This is a genomic window from Taibaiella helva (assembly GCF_003545695.1).
Classification (GTDB): Bacteria; Bacteroidota; Bacteroidia; order Chitinophagales; family Chitinophagaceae; genus Taibaiella; species Taibaiella helva.
This window is the reverse complement of record NZ_QUZZ01000007.1, coordinates 36,035-57,115: the sequence shown is the minus strand read 5'-3', so window position 1 is coordinate 57,115 and position 21,081 is coordinate 36,035. Positions and strand designations below refer to the sequence as shown.

Here is a 21,081-nt window from a genome sequence, read left to right as displayed (position 1 = left end):
TGTCATTGGTAGCCGCCGCTTGTAAAGTCTCTACAGAATAGCCAATTAACCCCTACCCTTGTTCAACGCAAAAAAGATCCGGTTGCCGGAAACCGGCTTTTGAGGAATGCCTTGCTTAAAATGGTATTTCTTCAGGAGCGCGATCGAGCTTCTGTTATGCTCATGGGTATAAGCCTCTATAGTGCTCAATTGCAGGGTATTGAATCCGTAGTCGATGGCCTTTTGCAAGGCTTCGCTCATATAACCCATACCATGAAACCGGGAAACCAGTGTGTAGCCGGTTTCCGCTTTATCTTCTTCCTTCGAGATATTCCACAGGCACACAGTTCCCATGAATTCGTTGCTGTCCTTTTGCGTCAGCACCCACAGGATGGTCTTACCTGCGGCAACTTCTCTCTGCACCCGATAGATAAAGGCCCGTGTTTCTTCGATCGTGGCATGCCGGAACTGCTCCAGGTAGGTATTCACCACATCGTCGGAACGATGCGCGAAAATCGCTTCATCATCCGTTATTTCAAGCGGCCTTAAGACCAGGCGTTCCGTTGTCAGCATGGGAAAAGGATGGAAGCTGATATCGATCATTTTCTTTAATTATCCGGATGATCAGGAAAAATAATTATGAAAGTAGTTTCCTAATTTATTGCGGTCGTTTCTTTTCATTTGGTGATAGAGAGGTTGCATACAACGTCTCCACACAATACAACGTCTGTACGCATGCAACATCTTCCGCTATTGCTGGTGTTTTCACCAACAATTCATTTTTTGAGCTAACGACAGAAGCGTACCATTTCTTTATAAAAGTATAAAAAAGAAACCGCTTCCTCACGGAAGCGGTTCTCCTATAAAAACTTGAACAGTTGGCCGGGATAATTGCTTATCGCTTGGCGCCTGCACCAGCCGCTGGCCTGCGGCCACCACCCTGACCGGAGGTACCACCGCCGGGGCCACGACGGCCACGACCGGCGCCACCAGGCTTACCGCCGCTACGCTTGGCTTCCTCGTCGTCCAGATCGAGACCACGGGTGCGTTCTGTAAATTCTTCTTCACCTTCTTCCTGCTCCTGCTCTTTGTTCTGGGCGCGCTCTTCGATACCTTCGATGATGGCAGCTACCAGGTAATTGGTTACGATAGCGATAGACTTGGTCGCATCGTCGTTAGAGGGGATAGAGAAGTCTACTTTAGTAGGATCGCTGTTGGTATCCACCATAGCGAAGGTAGTAATACCCAGGCGCTTGGCTTCGGCCAGGGCGATATGCTCGTGGCTGATGTCCACGATGAACAGCGCTGCAGGCGTGCGACCCATCTGGGAGATACCGCCCAATACTTTTTCCATTTTCTGCTTGCTGCGGTCCAGGGTCAGGCGCTCCTTTTTGGTTACGCTGTCCAGGGTACCGTCGTTCAGCATTTTTTCGATGCTCTGCATTTTCTTCACACTCTTACGAATGGTCTGGAAGTTGGTGAGCATACCACCCAGCCAGCGTTCGGTAACGAAAGGCATGTTGGCTTTTGCAGCAGCTTCGGCAACGATCTCTTTCGCTTGCTTCTTTGTAGCGACGAACATGATCTTCTTTCCGCTCTTGGCGATAGACTTCAGGGCAGCGGCAGATTCCTGCAGGCCTTCGATGGTCTTGTTCAGATCGATGATGTGAATGCCGTTCTTTTCGGTAAAGATGAAAGGCAGCATTTTCGGGTTCCATTTTTTCTTCTGGTGACCGAAGTGTACGCCCGCTTCCAGCAACTGCTGATGTAATGATTTATTTTCTTCCATTGTTGGAAAATTGAATGAGTTGATAATGATTTAAAAATAAGCTTATCCTCATTACCGCCCTTTGCAGAGCAATAATAACCGGATTAACGTTTAGAGAACTGGAAGCTGCGACGTGCTTTAGCTTTACCGAATTTCTTACGTTCAACCACACGGGGATCGCGACGCAATAAGCCTTGTTTTTTCAACGCAGGACGAAAATCGCCGTTCACTTCGCAGAGCGCGCGGGCAATACCTAATTTAATGGCTTCAGCCTGGCCTTTGGGACCACCGCCTTGCACATTTACAATGATATCGTACTGATCTACGGCTTCAACCGTTTTCAGGGGAAGCTCCACCTGGTTCTGCAGGTAGATCAGCGTGAAGTAGGATTTGTATTCTTTGTCGTTCACCTTGATATCGCCGGTACCCTTGCTCAGGTATACGCGGGCTACCGCTTCTTTACGACGACCTACTGCATTTTTTTGTTTTTCCATTATCGTTAGAAAGTTATTACGCCCCTAAAAGGGCTTAGGGGTTAATATTTGAATTCTTTGGGTTGTTGTGCCTGATGACCATGCTCGGCGCCTTCGTAAACAAACAGTTTCTTGTACATGGCACGACCCAGGCGGTTCTTAGGCAGCATACCTTTTACAGCGCGCTCGATCACCGCATTGGGACGACGGTTGATCAGGTTTTTCGCTGATTCGTGCTTCTGGCCACCGGGATAGCCGGTTACGTGTTGATAGTCTTTATCTTCCAGCTTGTTGCCGGTCAGAACGATCTTACCGGAATTGATCACGATCACATAATCTCCGCAATCGAAGTGGGGAGTATAGTAAGGCTTGTTTTTGCCACGCAGTACGGCAGCAATTTTAGAACTGAAGCGACCTAAAGTCTGGTTGGTAGCGTCGGCAACCCACCATTCACGCTTCACGATGTTTTCGTTAGCAGACTGGGTCCTGTAGCTCAATTGTTTAAGAGACATTGTAAATTTGCTTTTTGCTTGAACGATAATTCTTTTGCCGTTGCCTTATGTTTTACAACATAAAAATAATTGCAATCGGAGCGCAAAGGTAAGCCGGGTATTGAAAACTGCCAAACATTTTCATTACTATTTTTTCATACACCTTTGCAAATAATTGATTTTCAATAAAAATTTTGAATCGTTTTTATCCCCACCGGGAAAAAGGCAGTAAAACCGGCCTTCAGCGGCCGGTTTTTTACCTGAAATCCGCCTGCACCGGCCCTTCTGCTACTTAACAAAATATCCGGCTACAAAAAGCACCTATTGCTTCTTTGTCCTTTACATCCCTGTTTTGATCCCGGTCAAAAGCGCTTTGGTGTATTAATTCCCCTATAGCTTATCCCCCATCTTATTTTAGTTTCTCAGATAAGTAATCTGGACAAGCATCGCTTACCTGTCTATCCCGGCCGGGAAAAGGGGAATCCGAAAACCTTTTAAAAGAGTAGGAATAACCATTCAGTAAAATCAAAATCTATGAAACGCACAAAGCAAAACAGCAAGCTGAAGCTGGGCAAAGAAGTAGTCAGCAGCCTGACCAGGAACGAGCAACGCTCTCTTCAGGGAGGAGAGCCCCAATGGACCACTTCTTTTGGCGATTGTAGTGGCTTTTTATGCTGTAACCCAACAGGGTTAACCAAAACCTATTCGCAGGTATTTAAATGTCTCGAAGAAGAAGGCCTGGCTCCCCAATAAGCCGGCAGATTAAGCGGCACTTAAAGAATAGGCATTCCTATTCAGTAAAATCAAAAATCTATGAAGCGTACAAAACAAAACAGTAAACTGAAGCTGGGAAAAGAAGTCGTCAGCAATCTGACCAAAAACGAACAAAACACGCTTTTGGGTGGCGAGGCGGCGGTAACTACGTCCTTTCTGCAATGCAGCGGCTTAACCTGCTGCATGCCATCAAGATATTGCTCGGTGGTAGGCAAGTGCCTGGAAGAAGGCCTGGAAAGCCCGGAATAAGTTGACAGATCTAAGATCCCGGCAATCCATGGCTTGCCGGGATTCTTTTGTAGCTTATATATGCTATTGCTCTGTCTGCAGATGAAACTGATCTATATACCCACATTGCAAATCGAAAAGCATGATCACCAGTCTCAGCAACACAAAATTAGCGCGTATCAACGAAGTGCTGTCTTTGGTACCGCCGCTGCATCACGGCTTCCTGGGCGGCTCCCTGGGCCTGTTATACTATTACTACTACGCCGGCGAAGCACTGCAGGACGAAGCGCTGTATGACAAGGCTGATGCCTTGCTGGAGCAGGTGTTTGCTCATTTGAATGATGATAAAGGCTCATTGTCGGGCTATGCCTTCAGCGATGGCGCTGCGGGCCTAGGATATGTGCTCAGCAACCTGCAGCAGAATGGCCTGCTGGATTTTGATATCGATACAGAGCTGACCGATATAGACCGATATATTTTTGATGCAGCCCTGGACCATATCACCAAAACAAAAGTGGATTACCTGCACGGCGCCATGGGTGCGCTCCACTATTTTTCTTCCAGGGTACAAACACCGGTGATCAACCAATATGTCAATGAGCTCACAGCAGCATTTTGCACTGCAGCCATTTCCCATGACAATGGTATCTATTTTTTGAATTCCAGCCTGGAGCGGCTTGACAATAAAAAAGTCGACCTGGGCCTGGCACATGGCCTTCCTGGTTTTTTGCTGCTGCTGATCGATGCCTGGCCAAATGTAAAGGATAAGGAACGGCTTGAGCAGATCATCAGAGCGGGCATCGCCTTTATCCTTAGCCAGGAGCAGCCGGCCCGTGCAATGCAGGATGAATACTCTTCTTTTCCCTGCTACCTGGAATTGGATCCGCATAAATCCTTCCGCATAGACCGGCTGGCCTGGTGCTATGGCGACCTGAATACGGTATTACTTTTATACCGCGCAGGTAAGGTGCTGGGAACGGATGCCTACACACACATCGCCAATCGGTTAGGACGGCAATCCGTCGGCCGGAGAGACGAAGAAGCCACCCTGAGCAAGGATACTCATTTTTGCCATGGCAGCGCGGGACTGGCCCAGTTTTATAAGTGTTTATACCAGGAAAGTGAAAATCAGATCTATCTCGATGCCTATCGCTACTGGATAGCAGTTACGATGGAGCTTATCGACGATGAAATAGAAAAGGGAAAATATAGCGCCAACCCGGTAAGCATCCTTGAGGGCTGGCCGGGAGTAGGCCTTGTGCTTATAGAATACATGGCCAACAGGCCTATGAATTGGGCGAAGGCCTTCCTGCTTTAGGCAAATCATACGCTGAAGCAATCATGTTGATCCGGAATCCGGACGATCCCCGTTCTGTAAGATCGGGGCTTTCGTATTTTAGGAAGGAGCTACTGGCAATTTCAGCATCATCAATATAAACCATAGATGGAAACGGCTATATCCCGATAAGCCTTTATCTTCACATTAAGAACGACATACAGCCGTTCAGGGCGAACTCCTGCCTATCCTGATAAATGAACCCGATAAGGTTATGATCCATTGCCTGATAATAGATGATGAACAGGCGGCGATCGATGTCATCGCTGCTTATATAGGCGAAGTCCCCTGCTTCAACCTGGTGGGCGCTACCAGGAATCCTATAGAAGGATTACAGCTGATCCATGAGCGGCAGGTGGATCTGTTGTTTCTCGATATCCAGATGTCCAGGCTGACAGGACTGGAAGTGATGCAAGCCATAAACGGGAAATGCAAAGTGATCTTTACCACGGCGTATGACCGGTATGCGCTGGATGGCTTTGAGCTGAATGCGATTGACTACCTGCTGAAGCCGGTACACTTTCCAAGATTTCTGAAAGCGGCGCAAAAGGCGCAGGATATCCTGGAACCGCTGAAAAAAGAGCAAGCTGAGCGCGACTTTATCATTGTCCAGGGCGATAGCAAGGGAAAGCTGATCAAGATCGACATAGCAGACATTGATTATATAGAGGGAATGCGCAACTATGTTGCTATTGTTTGCGGTACCCAGAAGATACTGTCGCTGATGAACCTGAAAGACCTGGAAGAGAACCTTCTTAAAAAGCATTTCATCAGGGTACATAAATCCTACATCATACCCATTGCCAATATTGCCTCTGTGGATATGAATATCATCCGTCTGAAACGGAACGGCAAAGTGGAAATTGCGATCGGCAATGCTTATAAAGCCGCATTTCTCGAAATAATGCGGGCCAATATGATCTCTTAGTGCCGCTTCTCTGCTACCAACTCAGGTTGAAGTTTATTTTCATATTTTTAAAATAAGCGTAAAATCAGACATTTGTTGAAAGCCGCTGCTCATTAATAAGCAGAAGGTCCCTACCCTGAAACCAGTATTTCCTCAAATCTCCGTGCTGCCGCCTGGTACAAGCCCGTTTATATCACGTCTCTTCAGCAAAAGCAATTCGGAAGAACATGAAAACAACAATTTTACTGGCGGCCACTATAGGTTGCCTGTTGCAGGCACAGGCGCAGAGCCCGGCACAGCTGGCCAAAGAAAAGATGAAAGCGCAATCGGCATGGCTTAATAACTTTCTCCAGAGGCAAAGCGAAGCCTCAGTGCAAAAACCGACCGGTATCGCGCATCGCGTTATTGCAACAACGACATATACCGAAAACGGACTTGTCGACGATTCAACCGCATACCGCTATTCTGGTTCGCGCGGATCAAAGTTTAACTATAACGATGCACACGGATACCGCCGCTCCTTCCAGGATGACCAGGGACCGACGATGCCGGCGCAGAGCCCGACAAGCATGCCGGACAGCATCCGGTACACGTCAGAAGGTTTTACACGCTTTGAAGTCGCCAGCTATCGCCCGGATAACAAGATCAGCCAGACAACCTCGCATTTCGAGGACCAGGCCTCCCGCCAGGTCAATGCTTATAATGCCCAGGAATACCGGGTGCTGTCGTATTCCCTCGAAAGCAATGATAACGGCAGCCATTACGATACGCTGCGCAAAAGAACATTCAGCTATAACAACACCTTTACGCGGGTGCTGACAGACAGCATATTTGACAACACAGGCAGCGCCTACCGGCTTTACGGGACCTACAGGTATTATTATAACAGTAATGACAAGCTCGATTCCATAGTCTCTTATGGCAACCCGCTCAGCCCCACGTTAAGGGTTGGAAAGATGGCTTTCTACTACTACCCGGCCGGGGAGCTGATGAAGATGACCATGGAAGACTTTTCCATTCCCGATGTAAGCGTGAATGCCATAGATTCCATGGGCTATACACCCGGCATTTCCTACACTACTTTCCACTCAAGCCTGATCAAGCTGACACAAACCGGGATGCCGGATGACATATTCGGTTTCACATGGATCAATTACCCCGGAACAAGCGGTTTACCCGATTCTGCGCAATTGCATGACTACGATCCAACGACAAGCAGCATGCGGCTCAAAGATGTGGGCGTATACCGGTACACCAGCTTCGGCGAGCCGGACAGCCTGCTGGTTTACAGAGCAGGTGAGCATGCTCCCAGGCGCAGCATCAAACATTACTATGAAACTTACGAAAGTACCGTTTCGATAAAACCCATTGCTACCAGCGGGGATTTCAGCGTTTATCCCAATCCCTTTGACAAAAGTATTACCATCGACTGGAAAGGAAAGCAAGGAGAACAGGCTGCCGTATGCCTCACCGATATTACCGGAAGAGAAGTATTGCGCGCCAGTCTGAAATTGAACATAGGATCAAACAGGCTAAACCTGCCCCGGTTAAACCCCGGCCATTACCTCCTGCTGATCAGGGACGCTGCGGGTAAGACCTGGAGCAGCAAATTAGTCAAGCAATAAGCATTACTGCTCTTTCGGCAGCGCGCGGTCCAGGGCCGCGCGCTGTTTTTGGGGGACAGGGCTGCAGGTTGTTATCTTTTGGCTAAAGCCTGCAACAGCTTTTAGAAAAGGGCTTAATTTTAATTATGGTCCGTCAATGGAAAAAATACAGGCGATATGCCGGCAATGCCTACGCTGTGTATCGCAGCCGTAAGCTGCTATGGCCGATGCTGCGCGATGTCGTTAAGGGCCGTTACCGCTTCTCATTCTTTACTATCCTGGCGATGCTCCTGTGCCTCGTCTATATCCTCTTCCCCTTCGACCTGCTCCCCGATTTTATTCCTTTTGTCGGCTGGATCGACGACGGCGCCTGCTTCTGGTTATTGTTGCAACAATTAAAAAAGGAAACCGTGCGTTACCAGCAATGGCGCATGGCGCGTGAAGACCCGTTCCATCCCGTACTATTCACAAAGTCATGATATGCCAGCAAAAGTGAAAAGCTACCTTCCATAAGACAGCTTCTGTATCATATTGGCATAGGTCCGGTAAAGACGTCCAATTATACTGATATAGGAAACATTACTCAGGTCTACCTTTTGCTAAGTCCGTTGAAGTACCACATTGTTGTTATTCTTCCGACAAGTTCAAGGACACGGAGGTATTTTGTGTATAGTCAATAAAGATATTTTTCTCAAGCCATTTCCACCAGCGGCCGCTTCTGTATGGCCACGGGATTTTCAGGGCGCTGGCCCAGCTGCTTGATAAAGCGAAAGTGGGAATTGACCGCGGCAAAAATATTGGGGGTGCTCACATAGTTGATGCCGAACTCCGCACATTTAGCCTGCACGATCTTGCTCAATGCAGGATAGTGCACATGGCTGATACGGGGGAAGAGATGATGCTCGATCTGGAAATTGAGCCCGCCCACAAACCAGGTAATGAACCAGCTCCGGGGAGAGAAGTTGGCAGTGGTCTTGATCTGGTGGATAGCCCATTCGTTCTCGATATGCTTGAAGTCGGAAGCATCTACGAATTCAAATTCCGTTTCCTCCACCACATGCGCCAGCTGGAATACGATGGTAAGCGTAAAGCCCATGGCGGCATGCATACACAGGAAGCCCACCAGCCAGGCCTGCCAGCCGACAAGCACGATGGGTACGGCAATGTAAAACACCAGGTACAGCGCCTTGCTGACCCAGAAAATGACATGCTCCTTGCGGTCCATCTTGGGCATCGGCGTCGTATATACCTTTTGGGTGGCATACTTCATCGGGTCGGAAACGAATACCCAGAAGATAGAGGCCAGCATGTACAGGAAAGGCAGGTAAATGTGCTGGTAACGATGCGCTGGCACCCAGCGCTGCGTGTTACACATACGGATAAAAGGGCTACGGGCGATATCGTCGTCCACGCCATCGACATTGGTATAAGTATGGTGCACAATATTGTGCTTCTGCTTCCAGAAGAAAGCATTGCCGCCAAGTGCGTTCAGGGTAAGGCTCATCAGCTCATTCACCCACTTGCGGGAAGAGTAGCTGCCATGACAGGCATCGTGCATCACATCGAAGCCGATGCCGGCCAGCACCACGCCCAGCACCGTGCTGCAGACAATGCCTGCCCACACCGGGATGGTCGTAAACAAAAGGGTGAGGTATAAAGCGATCGCTGCGCCTATAAGCACCGCCGTCTTCGTATACAATCTCCAGTTACCGGTCTTCTTCACCTGCTGAGCAACAAAATAGTCCTCAACAGCCTTCTTTAACGACGGAAAGAACACTGCGTTCTTATTGTTATAGGTTACTTTCGGCATTCGTCCTCGGATTAAAAAATAAATAAAACAATGCGCCGCACCGGCGCCACCTTTTCAGAATCGCTCAAAGGTACCCTAAAAACAGGAAATTAAAGGGATTTTTCTGCTTATATGGAGATAGCCAGCCCTCGCTCTGGCCAGTTCAGCATGAGCGGCCGGGAAGTACAAAAAAGCTACCCAAAATGATAAGATAGCACCGTCTGGGCCGGGCACCCATTTATACCCAATCCTATAGTTATCCGTGCTATAGGCTCTGTAGGTGCCAAACGTTTGTAGTACCACCATGAACAAACATAAATTGATAGGAACAAAACCAGGGTTGCCAAGAAAGGTACGGATCCAGCAGTTCAGGCCGTTGCACGTCCGACCGCCTGGCTGAAGCGTTCAATTCTCCGGGTTCTGAGCCGATGTTCCGGATTTTCATCAGGACATACTTAAGTTGCATCCTAGCTTTTTCACTTGATTTTTATCTTGACAATCCATGGTCAAAAACAAGTATATAAAGAAAGAGCTGTCCAAAGGGACAGCTCTTTGCGATAAAATTCGCTAAGAAAATTAGGCAACTTCAACTTCAGCGCCAGCTTCTTTAAGCTTGCCAGCGATATCGTCGGCTTCAGCTTTAGAGATTTTCTCTTTAACCGCTTTGGGAGCGCCGTCAACCAGTTCTTTAGCCTCTTTCAGACCCAGACCGGTCAGGTCTTTCACCACTTTTACTACGTTCAGCTTAGAAGCGCCTGCGTTCTTCAGGATAACGTCGAACTCAGTTTTTTCCGCCGCTGCTGCTGCGCCACCACCGTCGCCGGCAGCTACTACTACTGCTGCTGCTGCGGGCTCAATGCCGTATTCAGCTTTCAGTACGTCAGCCAGTTCCTGAACTTCTTTAACGGTTAAGTTTACTAATGATTCGGCTAATGCTTTTACGTCTGCCATTTTTATAAATTTTTTGAATGTTTTTAAAATGTTGTTACTGTAATTATATGTGGACTTGGAAGCCGTTATTAAGGGGCAGCTTTAAGCTGCCGGATACTTACTCAGCAGCAGGTGCTTCGGGAGCAGCAGCTTCCGGTGCGTCTGTCGCGGGAGCGTCGGGAGCAGCTTCAGGCGCATCGCCACCACCTTTCTCCGATTGATTCTGCAGGGCAGAGATCACGCGGCTGATCGGTGATTGCAGCAAGCCGATAACTTCGCCGATAAGCTCGTTCTTGGTCTTGATGTTTTTCAGCGCAGCCAGCTGGTTGTCGCCGATGAACAGGTCTTCGCCGATGAAAGCAGCTTTCAGAGCGGGCTTTTCACCTTTAGAAGAGTTGCGGAAAGAGCTGATGATCACAGCGGGCTCCTTGGGAGAGTCGGAGAACATCAGGGCAGTTACGCCATGCAGCGCATCATAGATACCGGCATACTTTTCGCTGTTCAGGCTTTCGAGCGCTTTGCGGATCAAAGTATTCTTAGCTACTTTCATCTCTACATTCTTCTCGAAGCAGGTCCTGCGGAGCTGGTTTACCTGCGCTACAGTTAAAGACTCCGTATTGGTAACATAAAAGTTACTGTATTGTGAGAATTTATCTTTTAAAAGCTCAATCGCTTCAGATTTTTGAGCAGTGTTCATTTTCTAAATGATTTTGACCCTGTCGGGACGGTTATACAATGTCGATTCTGCTGCCACGTTCAACCCTGTAACGGGGTCTCGGGGGGCTTCTTAGTTCGCTACAGATTTAGTGTCGATTGCTAAACCAGGGCTCATGGAAGAGGCCATGCTCACACCTTTCACATAGATACCTTTAGCAGTGCTGGGTTTCATGCGGATCAGGGTGTTGATCAGCTCCTGAGCGTTTTCAGCGATTTTATTCGGTTCGAAAGATACGCGGCCGATGGAAGCGTGGATAATACCGGCTTTGTCTACTTTGAACGCAATTTTACCACCTTTTACGTCGTTTACGGCAGCAGCTACGTCGTTGGTAACCGTACCGGTCTTGGGGTTCGGCATCAGGTTACGGGGACCCAGCACTTTACCCAGCTTACCGATCTTGGGCATTACGGAAGGCGTAGCAACGATAACGTCAACATCGGTCCATCCGCCTTCGATCTTCTGGATAAATTCGTCCAGGCCTACATAATCAGCGCCGGCAGCTTTGGCTTCAGCCTCTTTATCGGGAGGGCAAAGTACCAGGACAGATTTCGTTTTACCGGTTCCGTGAGGAAGGGTTACTGTACCGCGCAGTGCCTGGTCGGCTTTCTTGGGATCGATGCCCAGACGGATGTGTACGTCTACAGAGCTATCGAACTTGGTACAGTTGATCTCTTTTACCACCTGGGCCGCTTCGGCCAGGGTATACACTTTATTTTTATCAAGCTTAGCTTCTACAGCTTTCCTTTTTTTACTTAAAGATGCCATTGCAACAAATGTTTAAATAAGGTGAACCAATAGGGATTAATTCTGCCAGGGTGCAGTACCATCAACTGTGAGTCCCATGCTGCGGGCAGTACCGGCTACCATTTTCATGGCGCTTTCTACGGTGAAGCAGTTCAGATCGGCCATTTTATCTTTGGCGATCTCTTCCACCTGTGCCCAGGTCACTTTACCTACTTTGTTACGGTTAGGCTCTTTGGATCCGCTCTTGATCTTGGCATGCTCCATCAGCTGTACTGCTGCGGGAGGCGTTTTGATCACAAATTCAAAAGACTTGTCGCTGAAAACAGTAATGAGAACGGGTAAAATTTTACCTTGTTTGTCCTGTGTACGTGCGTTGAATTGTTTGCAGAATTCCATGATGTTTACACCTTTGGAACCCAACGCTGGACCGATCGGCGGAGCCGGGTTGGCCTGGCCGCCTTTACATTGGAGCTTTACGTAGCCCGAAATTTCTTTAGCCATTGCTTAATTTTTTGGTATTAACGAGTTAAATTAAATCTCTCCCAAATCCGTAAAATGATAAGAGCAGTATTCAATTGAGGGCGCAAAGGTAATTACTTTTTAAATACAAAAAATAATTTTCTGTAAATTTTACGCCTTTCGTTGAAAAAGAACACAAAATTAAGCATTTCAGGTCAAAAAACGATACCATTTTTAAAGCCTTGCCCTGTGGAGGATTGGATAGCGGGCTGAAAATGATTCGGCCGCTGGTCTTGAAAAGCCTATCTTTATAGATAATTTATTGCTTATCAGCTCCTGCGCCTTACCATTGATCACCGCTACACGCTTGCAATCCCAATACCCAATATCCGATACCCAATACTCATTACTTAAAGACCAAACATCTATGGCTGTTGTACTCATCACAGGCGGAACCGGCACCATAGGCCGGCGATTGAGTGATCTCCTGGTCAGCAAGGGCTACCAGGTCGTTATCCTGAGCCGTGAGGGCGGAGCCAACGCCCGCCCCGGCATCCGGTATGCCCGCTGGAATATCGAAAAAGGAGAGGTAGATCAGGAGGCCATTGCCGACAGCGATTACGTGATCCACCTGGCCGGCGCCGGTGTGGCGGAAAAACGATGGACCGCCGCGCGAAAGCGGGTGATCCTGGAAAGCCGCACCCAAAGCAGCCGTCTGCTCGCCGATGCGCTGAAAGCCATACCCAATAAGGTTAAAGCGGTGATATCCGCTTCCGCCTCGGGCTATTACGGGCCCGATACCCTGCTGTCCAGCAATGACGGTTTTACCTGGGACGACCCGCCCGGCGACGATTTCCTGGCACAGGTATGCCGGCAGTGGGAAGAAAGCATTGCCCCGGTAAGCGGGTTGGGCAAGCGGTTGGTCGTATTGCGCACCGGCATCGTGCTCAGCCGCGAAGGCGGCGCCTTTACCGAATTTGTGCGCCCGCTGCGGTTCCGGGTGGCTGCCATATTGGGTAATGGCCGTCAGATCGTGAGCTGGATCCATGAAGACGATCTCTGCCGTATGTATCTTTATGCCCTGGAAAACGAGGCCCTGCATGGCCCCTACAATGCTGTAGCGCCCCACCCTGTCACCAACAGGCGATTGGTGCTGGCGCTGGCCAAAGCCAGGGGAGGCTTCTATATCCCTTTGCATGTTCCGGCCTTCGCGCTGCGGCTGGCCCTGGGCGAAATGGCCACTGAAGTGCTGAAGAGCGCCCGTCTCAATACGCTGAAAATCGAAAACGAAGGCTTTACCTTTGCTTATCCCGAAATAGATGATGCCGCCCGCGAGCTGACAGGCAGGCGTTGAGTCACCTGATATGTTATGATCTTCTTCCCCGGCCTTGATGTTGAAAAAAGTAAGCGACGCCGCTGGCTGATCTATAAAAAGTCCCCGGGCAGCCACCTGGAACGCCTGTTCCTCTTCTTTCTGCTCGGCTCCCAGTTCCTTTGCACGCTGTTGCTCTACGGGAGCCTGGATCCGGATAATCCCAATGATGTCTTTGCGGAATGGTTGATACCACTATGGATACTGCTCATTTTGTATGTCACCTGCATGGCCGTGTTTGAAACATTCCTGAAGAAAAAGAATACCACCTTCGGCAAAGAAGAGAACAAAGCCCTGCTGCAGCAATTGGCCGTCCAACGGAACTGGAAGTCCGTGCGCCGGTCGGGCGATTGTCTCATCTATATCATGTCCGATGAAGAATTCAGTTACCGTTCCTTGTCGATAATGATTCCTGGTCGACGATCGCTGTGTTCAGTACACGCTGATCAAAAAGCACTCCCGGCTGGATGTACCCTCTCTCTTTGAGATCTGGCTGCTGCGCTATGATGTACGAAAACTCTTTCGCGATGCCATACGCCTAAGGCAACAGGAGTTGTCCCAAGCAAAAAATCGCCTGATATCTGTCAAGCATAAGCTAAAAAAACAACTGCTTCGGCAATATTCCTTAAGTTTGTTTTCCCGATTTTACCATGACAACTTCAGCAGACAAGAAAGCCTTCCTGCAGCAGTTCGATGCCTTTCTCGAACAGTTCGGTTCCCTGCACTACGGTAAATGCTATTTCAGGCTGCTCGACGGCAGGGAATGCCAGGGCTGGATCGGCACGATAGGCGACACTATTTTCGAATATACCGACAGCGGCCCCCTGTCCCGGGAAGAACCTTATTACTTGGCCATAGCCGATATAGACCCCGGCAGCTTTGCCTACTGGGACAATGATATCTCCCGCTGGACAGAGTATGCCCGGCCTGATAAATGGTTTAACCGCACCTTGAAACAATAATCCCATGCGCCGATCCTTTCTTTTCCTGATCCTTCTTTTCCTTTCGCTGCAGGCTATGGCCCAAAAGGCCTATGAGGCTGTCTACTACAAAGGACAGACTGAATTCCTGAGCATCCGGTTTACGCTGGGCGATGGCTACCTGCCCGCCTGCGAGATCAAAACGACTGAGCTTAAAACCCTGAAAAAGTCGACCTTCCTGCCCGAAGTCGGCGCCCCTGATGAGCACAAGCAGATCAAGTTTTACCACTTCAGCGCTGCAAGCAAGAGCTTCAGCGATTACTTCATTATCGATGGCATGGAAGAGGTTTACGACCAGGCGCCGGCAAAGCTTTATGGCAAATACTATTTCAACGGTAAGGTTTAACTGGCCCTTGTTGTTTTCCGGTTTATCCCACGAGGTCAGCGCATTTTGTTCATGGCTTCCGGCCTGCTGGGCGGCGTATCCGGCTATGTACTGTGGCTGCATAGCCTGGGGCCTGTTCTTATGCCTTAATTTTGCGGCACACCACCGGAATGAGAAGTTCGACCGGATCAAAAAGAAATCTCCAGCATCTGAATTCGGGGATAATGCTGCCGACGCAGTTATTCCTCCCCCCATTACCTATACCGGCAGGGAAGGCCGGGTTTCTTTAGCGGGATTCAGGAATTTGTTCCGCAACCTTACCGCAGGCCTCTCGACCAGGTAGCGAAACAGCAAGCCCACCAGCAGGCAGCAAGCCAGGCAAATGACCAGCGCAAGATTGCTGCCGGGATCCATGCCGCTTTGCTCCAGGAAACCCTGTACCAGGTGGATCACTCCTTTATGCGTGAGGTAGACCGAGTAAGACAAGCCGGCCAGTTGCGCTGTGATCCGGGAACCATAACGGTAGAGGAAAGTGGAAGGTGATACCGCGGCCAGCACGAGGCAGCCGAAACCCAGGGCGACGATGCTGAAACCGGCTGTAGAAGCGGTAAACGTATAAGGGTCCAGGCATACCCGGAAGGCTGCGGCCAGGAGCACGAGCCCTGCAAGCAGGAAAAGGTTTCCATAGCGGCTTAACCTGCCGAACAAAGCTGCTTTGTATTCATACACAAAGGCCAGCAGCACACCCATTACCAGGCCATCGAGCCGGGTGTAGGTAGGATAATAGATCCGGCGGTACCAGGTAAGCCAGAAGCGGTCCGTATCCAGATCGGGCACGACAAACACATTCCATGACAACCACCGCAATACGATTACCAATAGCAATAAGAAGACAGCGATACCCGGCACAAAACGTATGCCCTTTATCTTGTGCAGCAGCAACAGGCAAAAAGGAAGCGTAAGGTAAAACTGCTCTTCAATGCATAGCGACCAGGCATGAGAGAAGGTGCCTTTATGGATCACGTCCAGGCCGAAGTTCTGCGTAAACGTAAGGAACTTCCACAAAGGCGCCAGGGATTCCCGCTCGCGGAATGCCGGCACCAGGAAATATAAGCCTACCACAACAAGGTATGGCGGAAGGATACGGAAAATACGTTTCAGGAAGAATGCTTTCTTTGTAATCGTAGCGCTGCGCTTTAGCTGCCGGAATAATTGCCCTGCGATGAGCCAGCCACTGAGCACGAAAAAGAGATCAACGCCCATCCAGCCCCATTGCCCGATGGTATCGACCCAATCCGGGTGATTAAAGGCGCGGTAATGAAACAGCAGGACCATGACGATAGCCAGAGCCCTTAAATGATCGAGGCCATAAAACCTTTGCTGCAAGCGGCTTTCCATGATGATGAGGAAACAGGTGAAGTAAGGAGAAACAATAGCGCAGCAAATGTGCAGCTATTCCGGCATATGCACAAAGCGCCGGAAAGAAAAGCGATCACTCTTTAAAAAATACCGGAATACCATGAATCAATACCATGATGGCAGAAACAAAAAGATATGCTCCTGCTTATCGTTTCAAAAAATAAAGACAAAAATATCTTTTATTATTTTTTCCCGTCTTACCTTTGCTACACGGAACGCAGCAGCTCGCTGCTTTGCCGGTACTACCTATGAGCCTTTTTTCAAAAACCTGCGAGTATGCACTGAGAGCAGTATTTTATATTGCCAGCAAAACCGCGGACGGCAGCAAAGTAGGCATTAAGGAAATTGCCCGGAATGTAAATTCACCCGAACACTTCCTGGGCAAGATCCTCCAGGACCTCAGCCGGAAGGGTATTCTCGATTCCGCCAAAGGGCCGAACGGAGGCTTCTTTCTTCACCCGAAATCATTGAAAAGGCCCATTGCCGATATCGTGTCGGCGGTAGACGGCGACAATGTTTTTACAGGTTGCGCCCTGGGGCTGGCCCACTGCTCCGAACGGAACCCCTGCCCGCTGCATCACGAATTCAAGAAGATCAGGAACAATATCGCCAAAATGCTGACTGCAACGACCATCGGTCAGTTTAATAAAGAGCTTACACTGGGTAAAATTTTACTGAAAGAGGTATAGCTATTTTTTTGATCAAATAAAAGATAAAAAGGTCTTTATATTCTTTATAAACATTTCAATACAAAACAAGATGACACAAGAGCAAGAGGAGCTGATCAGGGCCACAGTGTCCGTTTTAAAGGAACATGGTGTGGCGCTGACCACCCATTTTTACAAGAGAATGTTTGCGTATAACCCTGAGCTGAAGAATGTATTCAACATGGGCAACCAGCAAAACGGCAGGCAGCAAACGGCTTTGGCCATGGCGGTGCTGGCCTATGCCGAGCACATTGAAAATCCCGGCGTACTGATGCCCGCGGTCGACGCGATCGGCCACAAACATACCAGCCTTGACATCAGGCCGGAGCATTACCTTATCGTAGGTAAGCACCTGATCGCCGCTATAGCAGAGGTGCTGGGTGATGCGGCAACGCCGGCGCTGCTCGAAGCCTGGTCTCTGGCCTACGAGCAACTGGCCGCACTGATGGCGGGACACGAGCGCACGATCTACCAGGACAAGGTGCAGCAAACCGGCGGCTGGTCGGGCTGGCGGCCGTTTATCGTAAAAGATAAGGTGGTAGAATCAGAAGAGATCACTTCTTTTTACCTGTACCCCGCCGATGGCGGCGCAGTGGCCGGCTTTACCCCGGGGCAGTACATCAGCATCCGTATGTTCCTGCCGCAGCTTAACCTTACACAGCCGCGCCAGTACAGCATTTCCAGCACACCTAACGGCGCCTACTATCGTATATCCGTAAAAAAAGAAACGGGGAGCACCCATCCCGACGGTATCATCAGCAATACCCTGCACCAGGAGGTGAAGATCGACGATAAGATCGATGTATCAGCCCCTGCCGGCACCTTTGTACTGGGCGCTGCGACAGACAGGCCGCTCTATTTCATCAGCGGCGGCGTAGGCCTCACACCCTTGATGCCGATGCTGGAAGCCTCCCTGGAACGTAACCCCAAACAACCCAAAGTGTGGATACATGGCTGCAAAGGATCGGCGGCACATGCATTCAAAGACCGGCTGGCAATATGGGGTCGCGATCATGAGGCGCTGAGCTGTCATTTCTTCTACGACAACTTATCTCCGGATGCAGTAACTACCGGCTGGCACCAGGGCTGGGTAGACCTCGGCGTCCTGGAAGAGACGCTGGCTGCAGACGGCGAATATTACCTGTGCGGTCCTGCGCCTTTTATCCGGAAGCACTACGACTTCCTGCTGTCAAAAGGCATTCCCGGGCATGCGATCAGGTTTGAGGAATTCGGCCCTGCCTCGCTGTATTGAGTATTGATAGTGAGTATTGAGCAGCGTGTATTGGAAAGCGAATAGCGTAATGGCTAACTTATACTTAATACCTGATACAATAAAAAAGGATAAGCCCGGCTTTCGCCGGGCTTATCCTTTTTTATACAGACGTTATTCTTTCGTCTCTGTTTTTTCTTTTTTGTCCTTGCCTTTCGACACGCTGAAGACGATCTTTTCCTGGGCCTTATCGTAGTCGGCAACAGCTTTGTCGCCTTCCTTAATGTTGTGGTTCAGGATCTCTTCGGCCAGCGGATCTTCCAGGTATTTCTGGATAGCTCTGTGCAGCGGACGGGCGCCAAACTGCTGGTCATAGCCTTTCTCGGCAATGAACTTGCGCGCCTCGGCGGTCAGCTCCAGGGTAAAGCCCAATGTATTCATCCGCTTCAGCACATCCTTCATGATGATGTCGATGATCTCGTTAATATGCTCTTCGTTGAGCTGGTTGAAGATGATCACATCGTCGATACGGTTGAGGAATTCGGGGCTGAAGGTCCGTTTCAGGGCCCTTTCGATCACCGCGCGGTTGTTCTCTTCCGCAGAGGAAATCTTGGTAGCGGTAGCAAAGCCTACACCGTCGCCGAAGTCTTTCAGCTGACGGGCGCCGATGTTGGAGGTCATAATGATGATGGAGTTCTTGAAATCTACTTTACGACCCAGGCCATCGGTCAGCTGGCCATCGTCCAGCACCTGCAGCAGGATATTGAAGATATCGGGGTGCGCCTTTTCGATCTCGTCGAGCAGCACTACGGAGTAGGGTTTACGGCGTACCTTTTCGGTCAGCTGGCCGCCTTCTTCGTAGCCTACATAGCCCGGAGGCGCGCCGATGAGGCGGCTCAGCGAGAATTTTTCCATGTACTCGCTCATATCCACGCGGATAAGGGCGTCCTCACTGTCGAAGAGGTAGCGGGCCAGCGACTTGGCCAGCTCGGTCTTACCCACACCGGTAGGTCCGAGGAAGATGAAAGAGCCGATCGGCTTCTTGGGATCTTTCAGGCCCACACGGTTACGCTGGATGGCTTTCACCGTTTTCGCAATAGCGTCGTCCTGTCCTACCACCATGCCGCGCAGGTCTTCGCCCATGCGGCGCAGCTTTTCGCTTTCGGCTTCCACCATACGCATCACCGGTATGCCGGTCATCATGCTCACCACTTCTGCGATGTCTTCTTCGTGGATAGGATAGCGCTTATGCTTCACTTCTTCTTCCCATTCGTTCTTCGCTTTTTCCAGCTCCTCGCCCAGGCGTTTTTCCTTGTCGCGCAGGGAGGCGGCTTCTTCAAAGCGCTGGCTCTTCACCACTTTATTTTTCTCCAGCTTGATATCCTCGATCTTTTTCTCCAGGTCCAGGATATTCTTGGGCACATTAATGTTTTTCAGGTGCACACGGGCGCCTACTTCATCCATCACGTCGATCGCCTTATCAGGCAGCAGGCGATCAGTCATATAACGGTCGCTCAGCTTCACGCAGGCTTCCACGGCTTCCTTATCATAGGTCACATTGTGGAACTCTTCGTATTTGGGGCGGATGTTGTTGAGGATGGTAATGGCTTCTTCCACGCTGGGCGGTTCTACCAGCACTTTCTGGAAGCGGCGGTCGAGCGCGCCATCCTTTTCGATGTACATGCGGTACTCGTCCAGGGTAGAGGCGCCGATACACTGCAGCTCGCCACGGCTCAGGGCCGGCTTGAAGATGTTGGAAGCGTCAAGCGAACCGGAAGCGCCGCCGGCGCCCACAATGGTATGGATCTCGTCGATGAACAGGATCACGTCGCGGTTTTTTTCCAGCTCGTTCATAATGGCCTTCATCCTTTCTTCAAACTGGCCGCGGTATTTGGTACCGGCTACCAGCGCTGCCAGGTCGAGACTGATCACGCGCTTGTCGAAGAGGATGCGGGATACCTTGCGCTGTACGATACGCAGGGCGAGGCCTTCCACGATGGCGGTCTTACCTACACCAGGCTCGCCGATGAGGATGGGGTTGTTCTTTTTACGGCGCGACAGGATCTGCGATACGCGTTCGATCTCCTGCTCGCGGCCCACGATAGGATCCAGGCTGCCCAGCTCGGCCATACGGGTAATGTCGCGACCGAAATTGTCCAGCACCGGGGTTTTGGATTTTACGTTACCGGCAGCGGCCCCGCTCTGGCGCTGGCGTTGCTGGTACTGACGGCGTTCTTCGTCGTCAAATTCTTCGGAGCCGGGATCGTTGGTATACTCGGCTCCCGGGGTTTCGCCCTGGAGGATGCTCAGCTCGCTTTTGAAGCGATCGTAGTCCACATCATAGTGGTTCAGGATCTGGGCGGCGGGATTTTCTTTATTTTTCAAGATAGAGAGCATTAAATGTTCAGACTCCACAGTACGGCTCTTGAGCGTTTTGGCTTCCAGTACCGTAATGCGTATAACTTTTTCGGCCTGGCGGGTAAGCGGCAGGCTGTTGAGGTTGGCGATGGTGCGGCTTCCCTTGTCCTTGATCACCACTTCCACTTCTTTGCGCAGGTCGAACAGGTCGATCTTCATCGACTGCAGGATGCGCATTGCGAGGCTTTCTCCTTCCCTTATCAGGCCCAGTAATAAATGTTCCGTTCCTATAAAGTCATTTCCCAGGCGCAAAGCCTCTTCACGGCTGTAGGAAATGATCTCTTTAACTTTCGGTGAGAAATTAGAATCCATGAGGATAATCGAGATTAATTGTTTGCTTTCAAAGATAAAGCTGAATATCAACACGGAAAAGCTCCGTTTGTTGCCGGATATGCAGCAGTTATTTCGTCATTAGTAAGAAACCAAAGATATTTTCTTTTTAAACGGCAA

The 21,081-nt window shown here is 49.9% G+C and carries 23 protein-coding genes; 12 read left to right on the top strand and 11 right to left on the bottom strand.

Features of this window, described 5'->3' with window-relative positions; genetic code table 11:
* Window positions 1-45: 45 nt before the first annotated feature.
* The 4 genes from DZC79_RS12200 to rplM all read right to left on the bottom strand — a co-directional run bounded on the left by DZC79_RS12200 (window position 46) and on the right by rplM (window position 2,732).
* Window positions 46-582: a GNAT family N-acetyltransferase gene (locus DZC79_RS12200; RefSeq protein WP_118951871.1), complete on the bottom strand. Its 537-nt coding sequence runs from the start codon at window positions 580-582 to the stop codon at window positions 46-48.
* Window positions 583-874: 292 nt separating this feature from the next.
* Window positions 875-1,768 carry a 30S ribosomal protein S2 gene (gene rpsB, locus DZC79_RS12195; RefSeq protein ID WP_118951870.1) on the bottom strand — a complete coding sequence of 298 codons (894 nt, stop codon included), beginning with the start codon at window positions 1,766-1,768 and terminating at the stop codon, window positions 875-877.
* Between the two features lie 83 nt (window positions 1,769-1,851).
* On the bottom strand, window positions 1,852-2,241 hold the full coding sequence (gene rpsI / locus DZC79_RS12190) for a 30S ribosomal protein S9 (RefSeq protein ID WP_118951869.1): 390 nt from the start codon (window positions 2,239-2,241) through the stop codon (window positions 1,852-1,854).
* 41 nt (window positions 2,242-2,282) lie between these two features.
* Window positions 2,283-2,732 carry a 50S ribosomal protein L13 gene (gene rplM / locus DZC79_RS12185; RefSeq protein WP_118951868.1) on the bottom strand — a complete coding sequence of 150 codons (450 nt, stop codon included), beginning with the start codon at window positions 2,730-2,732 and terminating at the stop codon, window positions 2,283-2,285.
* 513 nt (window positions 2,733-3,245) lie between these two features.
* Between rplM and DZC79_RS21230 the strand changes: the two genes are divergently transcribed.
* The 6 genes from DZC79_RS21230 (at window position 3,246) to DZC79_RS12160 (ending at window position 8,039) form a co-directional block, all read left to right on the top strand.
* On the top strand, window positions 3,246-3,464 hold the full coding sequence (locus DZC79_RS21230; protein WP_157977098.1) for a class I lanthipeptide: 219 nt from the start codon (window positions 3,246-3,248) through the stop codon (window positions 3,462-3,464).
* 60 nt (window positions 3,465-3,524) lie between these two features.
* Window positions 3,525-3,734, top strand: coding sequence for a hypothetical protein (locus DZC79_RS12180; protein WP_118951867.1), 210 nt, complete (start codon window positions 3,525-3,527; stop codon window positions 3,732-3,734).
* A gap of 121 nt (window positions 3,735-3,855) precedes the next feature.
* Window positions 3,856-5,031, top strand: a complete 1,176-nt coding sequence (locus DZC79_RS12175) for a lanthionine synthetase LanC family protein (RefSeq protein ID WP_118951866.1) — start codon at window positions 3,856-3,858, stop codon at window positions 5,029-5,031.
* Window positions 5,032-5,263: 232 nt separating this feature from the next.
* A complete protein-coding gene (locus DZC79_RS12170) occupies window positions 5,264-5,977 on the top strand; it encodes a LytR/AlgR family response regulator transcription factor (RefSeq protein ID WP_118951865.1) in 714 nt (237 codons plus the stop codon).
* A 206-nt stretch (window positions 5,978-6,183) separates the two neighbouring features.
* Window positions 6,184-7,581 (top strand): T9SS type A sorting domain-containing protein, encoded by a 1,398-nt coding sequence (locus tag DZC79_RS12165; RefSeq protein WP_118951864.1) that lies wholly within the window; start codon window positions 6,184-6,186, stop codon window positions 7,579-7,581.
* 125 nt (window positions 7,582-7,706) lie between these two features.
* Window positions 7,707-8,039: a YkvA family protein gene (locus DZC79_RS12160; protein WP_118951863.1), complete on the top strand. Its 333-nt coding sequence runs from the start codon at window positions 7,707-7,709 to the stop codon at window positions 8,037-8,039.
* 212 nt (window positions 8,040-8,251) lie between these two features.
* Here the strand turns inward: DZC79_RS12160 and DZC79_RS12155 are convergent, their stop codons facing one another.
* From DZC79_RS12155 to rplK, 5 genes are all read right to left on the bottom strand, one after another.
* Window positions 8,252-9,370: a fatty acid desaturase family protein gene (locus DZC79_RS12155; RefSeq protein ID WP_118951862.1), complete on the bottom strand. Its 1,119-nt coding sequence runs from the start codon at window positions 9,368-9,370 to the stop codon at window positions 8,252-8,254.
* Between the two features lie 555 nt (window positions 9,371-9,925).
* Window positions 9,926-10,300 carry a 50S ribosomal protein L7/L12 gene (gene rplL / locus DZC79_RS12145; protein ID WP_118951860.1) on the bottom strand — a complete coding sequence of 125 codons (375 nt, stop codon included), beginning with the start codon at window positions 10,298-10,300 and terminating at the stop codon, window positions 9,926-9,928.
* Between the two features lie 97 nt (window positions 10,301-10,397).
* Entirely contained in the window at window positions 10,398-10,976 is a 579-nt protein-coding gene (rplJ, locus tag DZC79_RS12140) for a 50S ribosomal protein L10 (protein WP_118951859.1), read from the bottom strand.
* Between the two features lie 90 nt (window positions 10,977-11,066).
* A complete protein-coding gene (gene rplA, locus DZC79_RS12135; RefSeq protein WP_118951858.1) occupies window positions 11,067-11,762 on the bottom strand; it encodes a 50S ribosomal protein L1 in 696 nt (231 codons plus the stop codon).
* Between the two features lie 36 nt (window positions 11,763-11,798).
* The gene (gene rplK, locus DZC79_RS12130) at window positions 11,799-12,242 is read right to left on the bottom strand and encodes a 50S ribosomal protein L11 (protein ID WP_118951857.1); all 444 of its coding nucleotides are present in this window, start codon (window positions 12,240-12,242) and stop codon (window positions 11,799-11,801) included.
* 385 nt (window positions 12,243-12,627) lie between these two features.
* Here rplK and DZC79_RS12125 point away from each other — a divergent pair, with 385 nt between their 5' ends.
* From DZC79_RS12125 to DZC79_RS12110, 4 genes are all read left to right on the top strand, one after another.
* Window positions 12,628-13,554 (top strand): TIGR01777 family oxidoreductase, encoded by a 927-nt coding sequence (locus DZC79_RS12125; protein WP_118951856.1) that lies wholly within the window; start codon window positions 12,628-12,630, stop codon window positions 13,552-13,554.
* Window positions 13,555-13,569: 15 nt separating this feature from the next.
* Window positions 13,570-14,058, top strand: coding sequence for a hypothetical protein (locus DZC79_RS12120; RefSeq protein WP_118951855.1), 489 nt, complete (start codon window positions 13,570-13,572; stop codon window positions 14,056-14,058).
* Window positions 14,059-14,222: 164 nt separating this feature from the next.
* Window positions 14,223-14,534 (top strand): hypothetical protein, encoded by a 312-nt coding sequence (locus tag DZC79_RS12115; protein WP_118951854.1) that lies wholly within the window; start codon window positions 14,223-14,225, stop codon window positions 14,532-14,534.
* A gap of 4 nt (window positions 14,535-14,538) precedes the next feature.
* Window positions 14,539-14,898 (top strand): hypothetical protein, encoded by a 360-nt coding sequence (locus DZC79_RS12110; protein WP_118951853.1) that lies wholly within the window; start codon window positions 14,539-14,541, stop codon window positions 14,896-14,898.
* A 237-nt stretch (window positions 14,899-15,135) separates the two neighbouring features.
* Here the strand turns inward: DZC79_RS12110 and DZC79_RS12105 are convergent, their stop codons facing one another.
* Window positions 15,136-16,275, bottom strand: coding sequence for an acyltransferase family protein (locus tag DZC79_RS12105; RefSeq protein WP_118951852.1), 1,140 nt, complete (start codon window positions 16,273-16,275; stop codon window positions 15,136-15,138).
* Between the two features lie 269 nt (window positions 16,276-16,544).
* Here DZC79_RS12105 and DZC79_RS12100 point away from each other — a divergent pair, with 269 nt between their 5' ends.
* Together DZC79_RS12100 and hmpA are read left to right on the top strand one after the other, a co-directional pair.
* Complete coding sequence (locus DZC79_RS12100; protein ID WP_118951851.1) at window positions 16,545-16,985, top strand: RrF2 family transcriptional regulator; 441 nt, start codon at window positions 16,545-16,547, stop codon at window positions 16,983-16,985.
* A 70-nt stretch (window positions 16,986-17,055) separates the two neighbouring features.
* Window positions 17,056-18,255, top strand: a complete 1,200-nt coding sequence (hmpA, locus tag DZC79_RS12095) for an NO-inducible flavohemoprotein (protein ID WP_118951850.1) — start codon at window positions 17,056-17,058, stop codon at window positions 18,253-18,255.
* A 132-nt stretch (window positions 18,256-18,387) separates the two neighbouring features.
* On the opposite strand, the gene DZC79_RS12090 is transcribed toward hmpA, so the two are convergent.
* Window positions 18,388-20,943, bottom strand: a complete 2,556-nt coding sequence (locus DZC79_RS12090) for an ATP-dependent Clp protease ATP-binding subunit (RefSeq protein ID WP_118952097.1) — start codon at window positions 20,941-20,943, stop codon at window positions 18,388-18,390.
* Window positions 20,944-21,081: the final 138 nt, after the last annotated feature.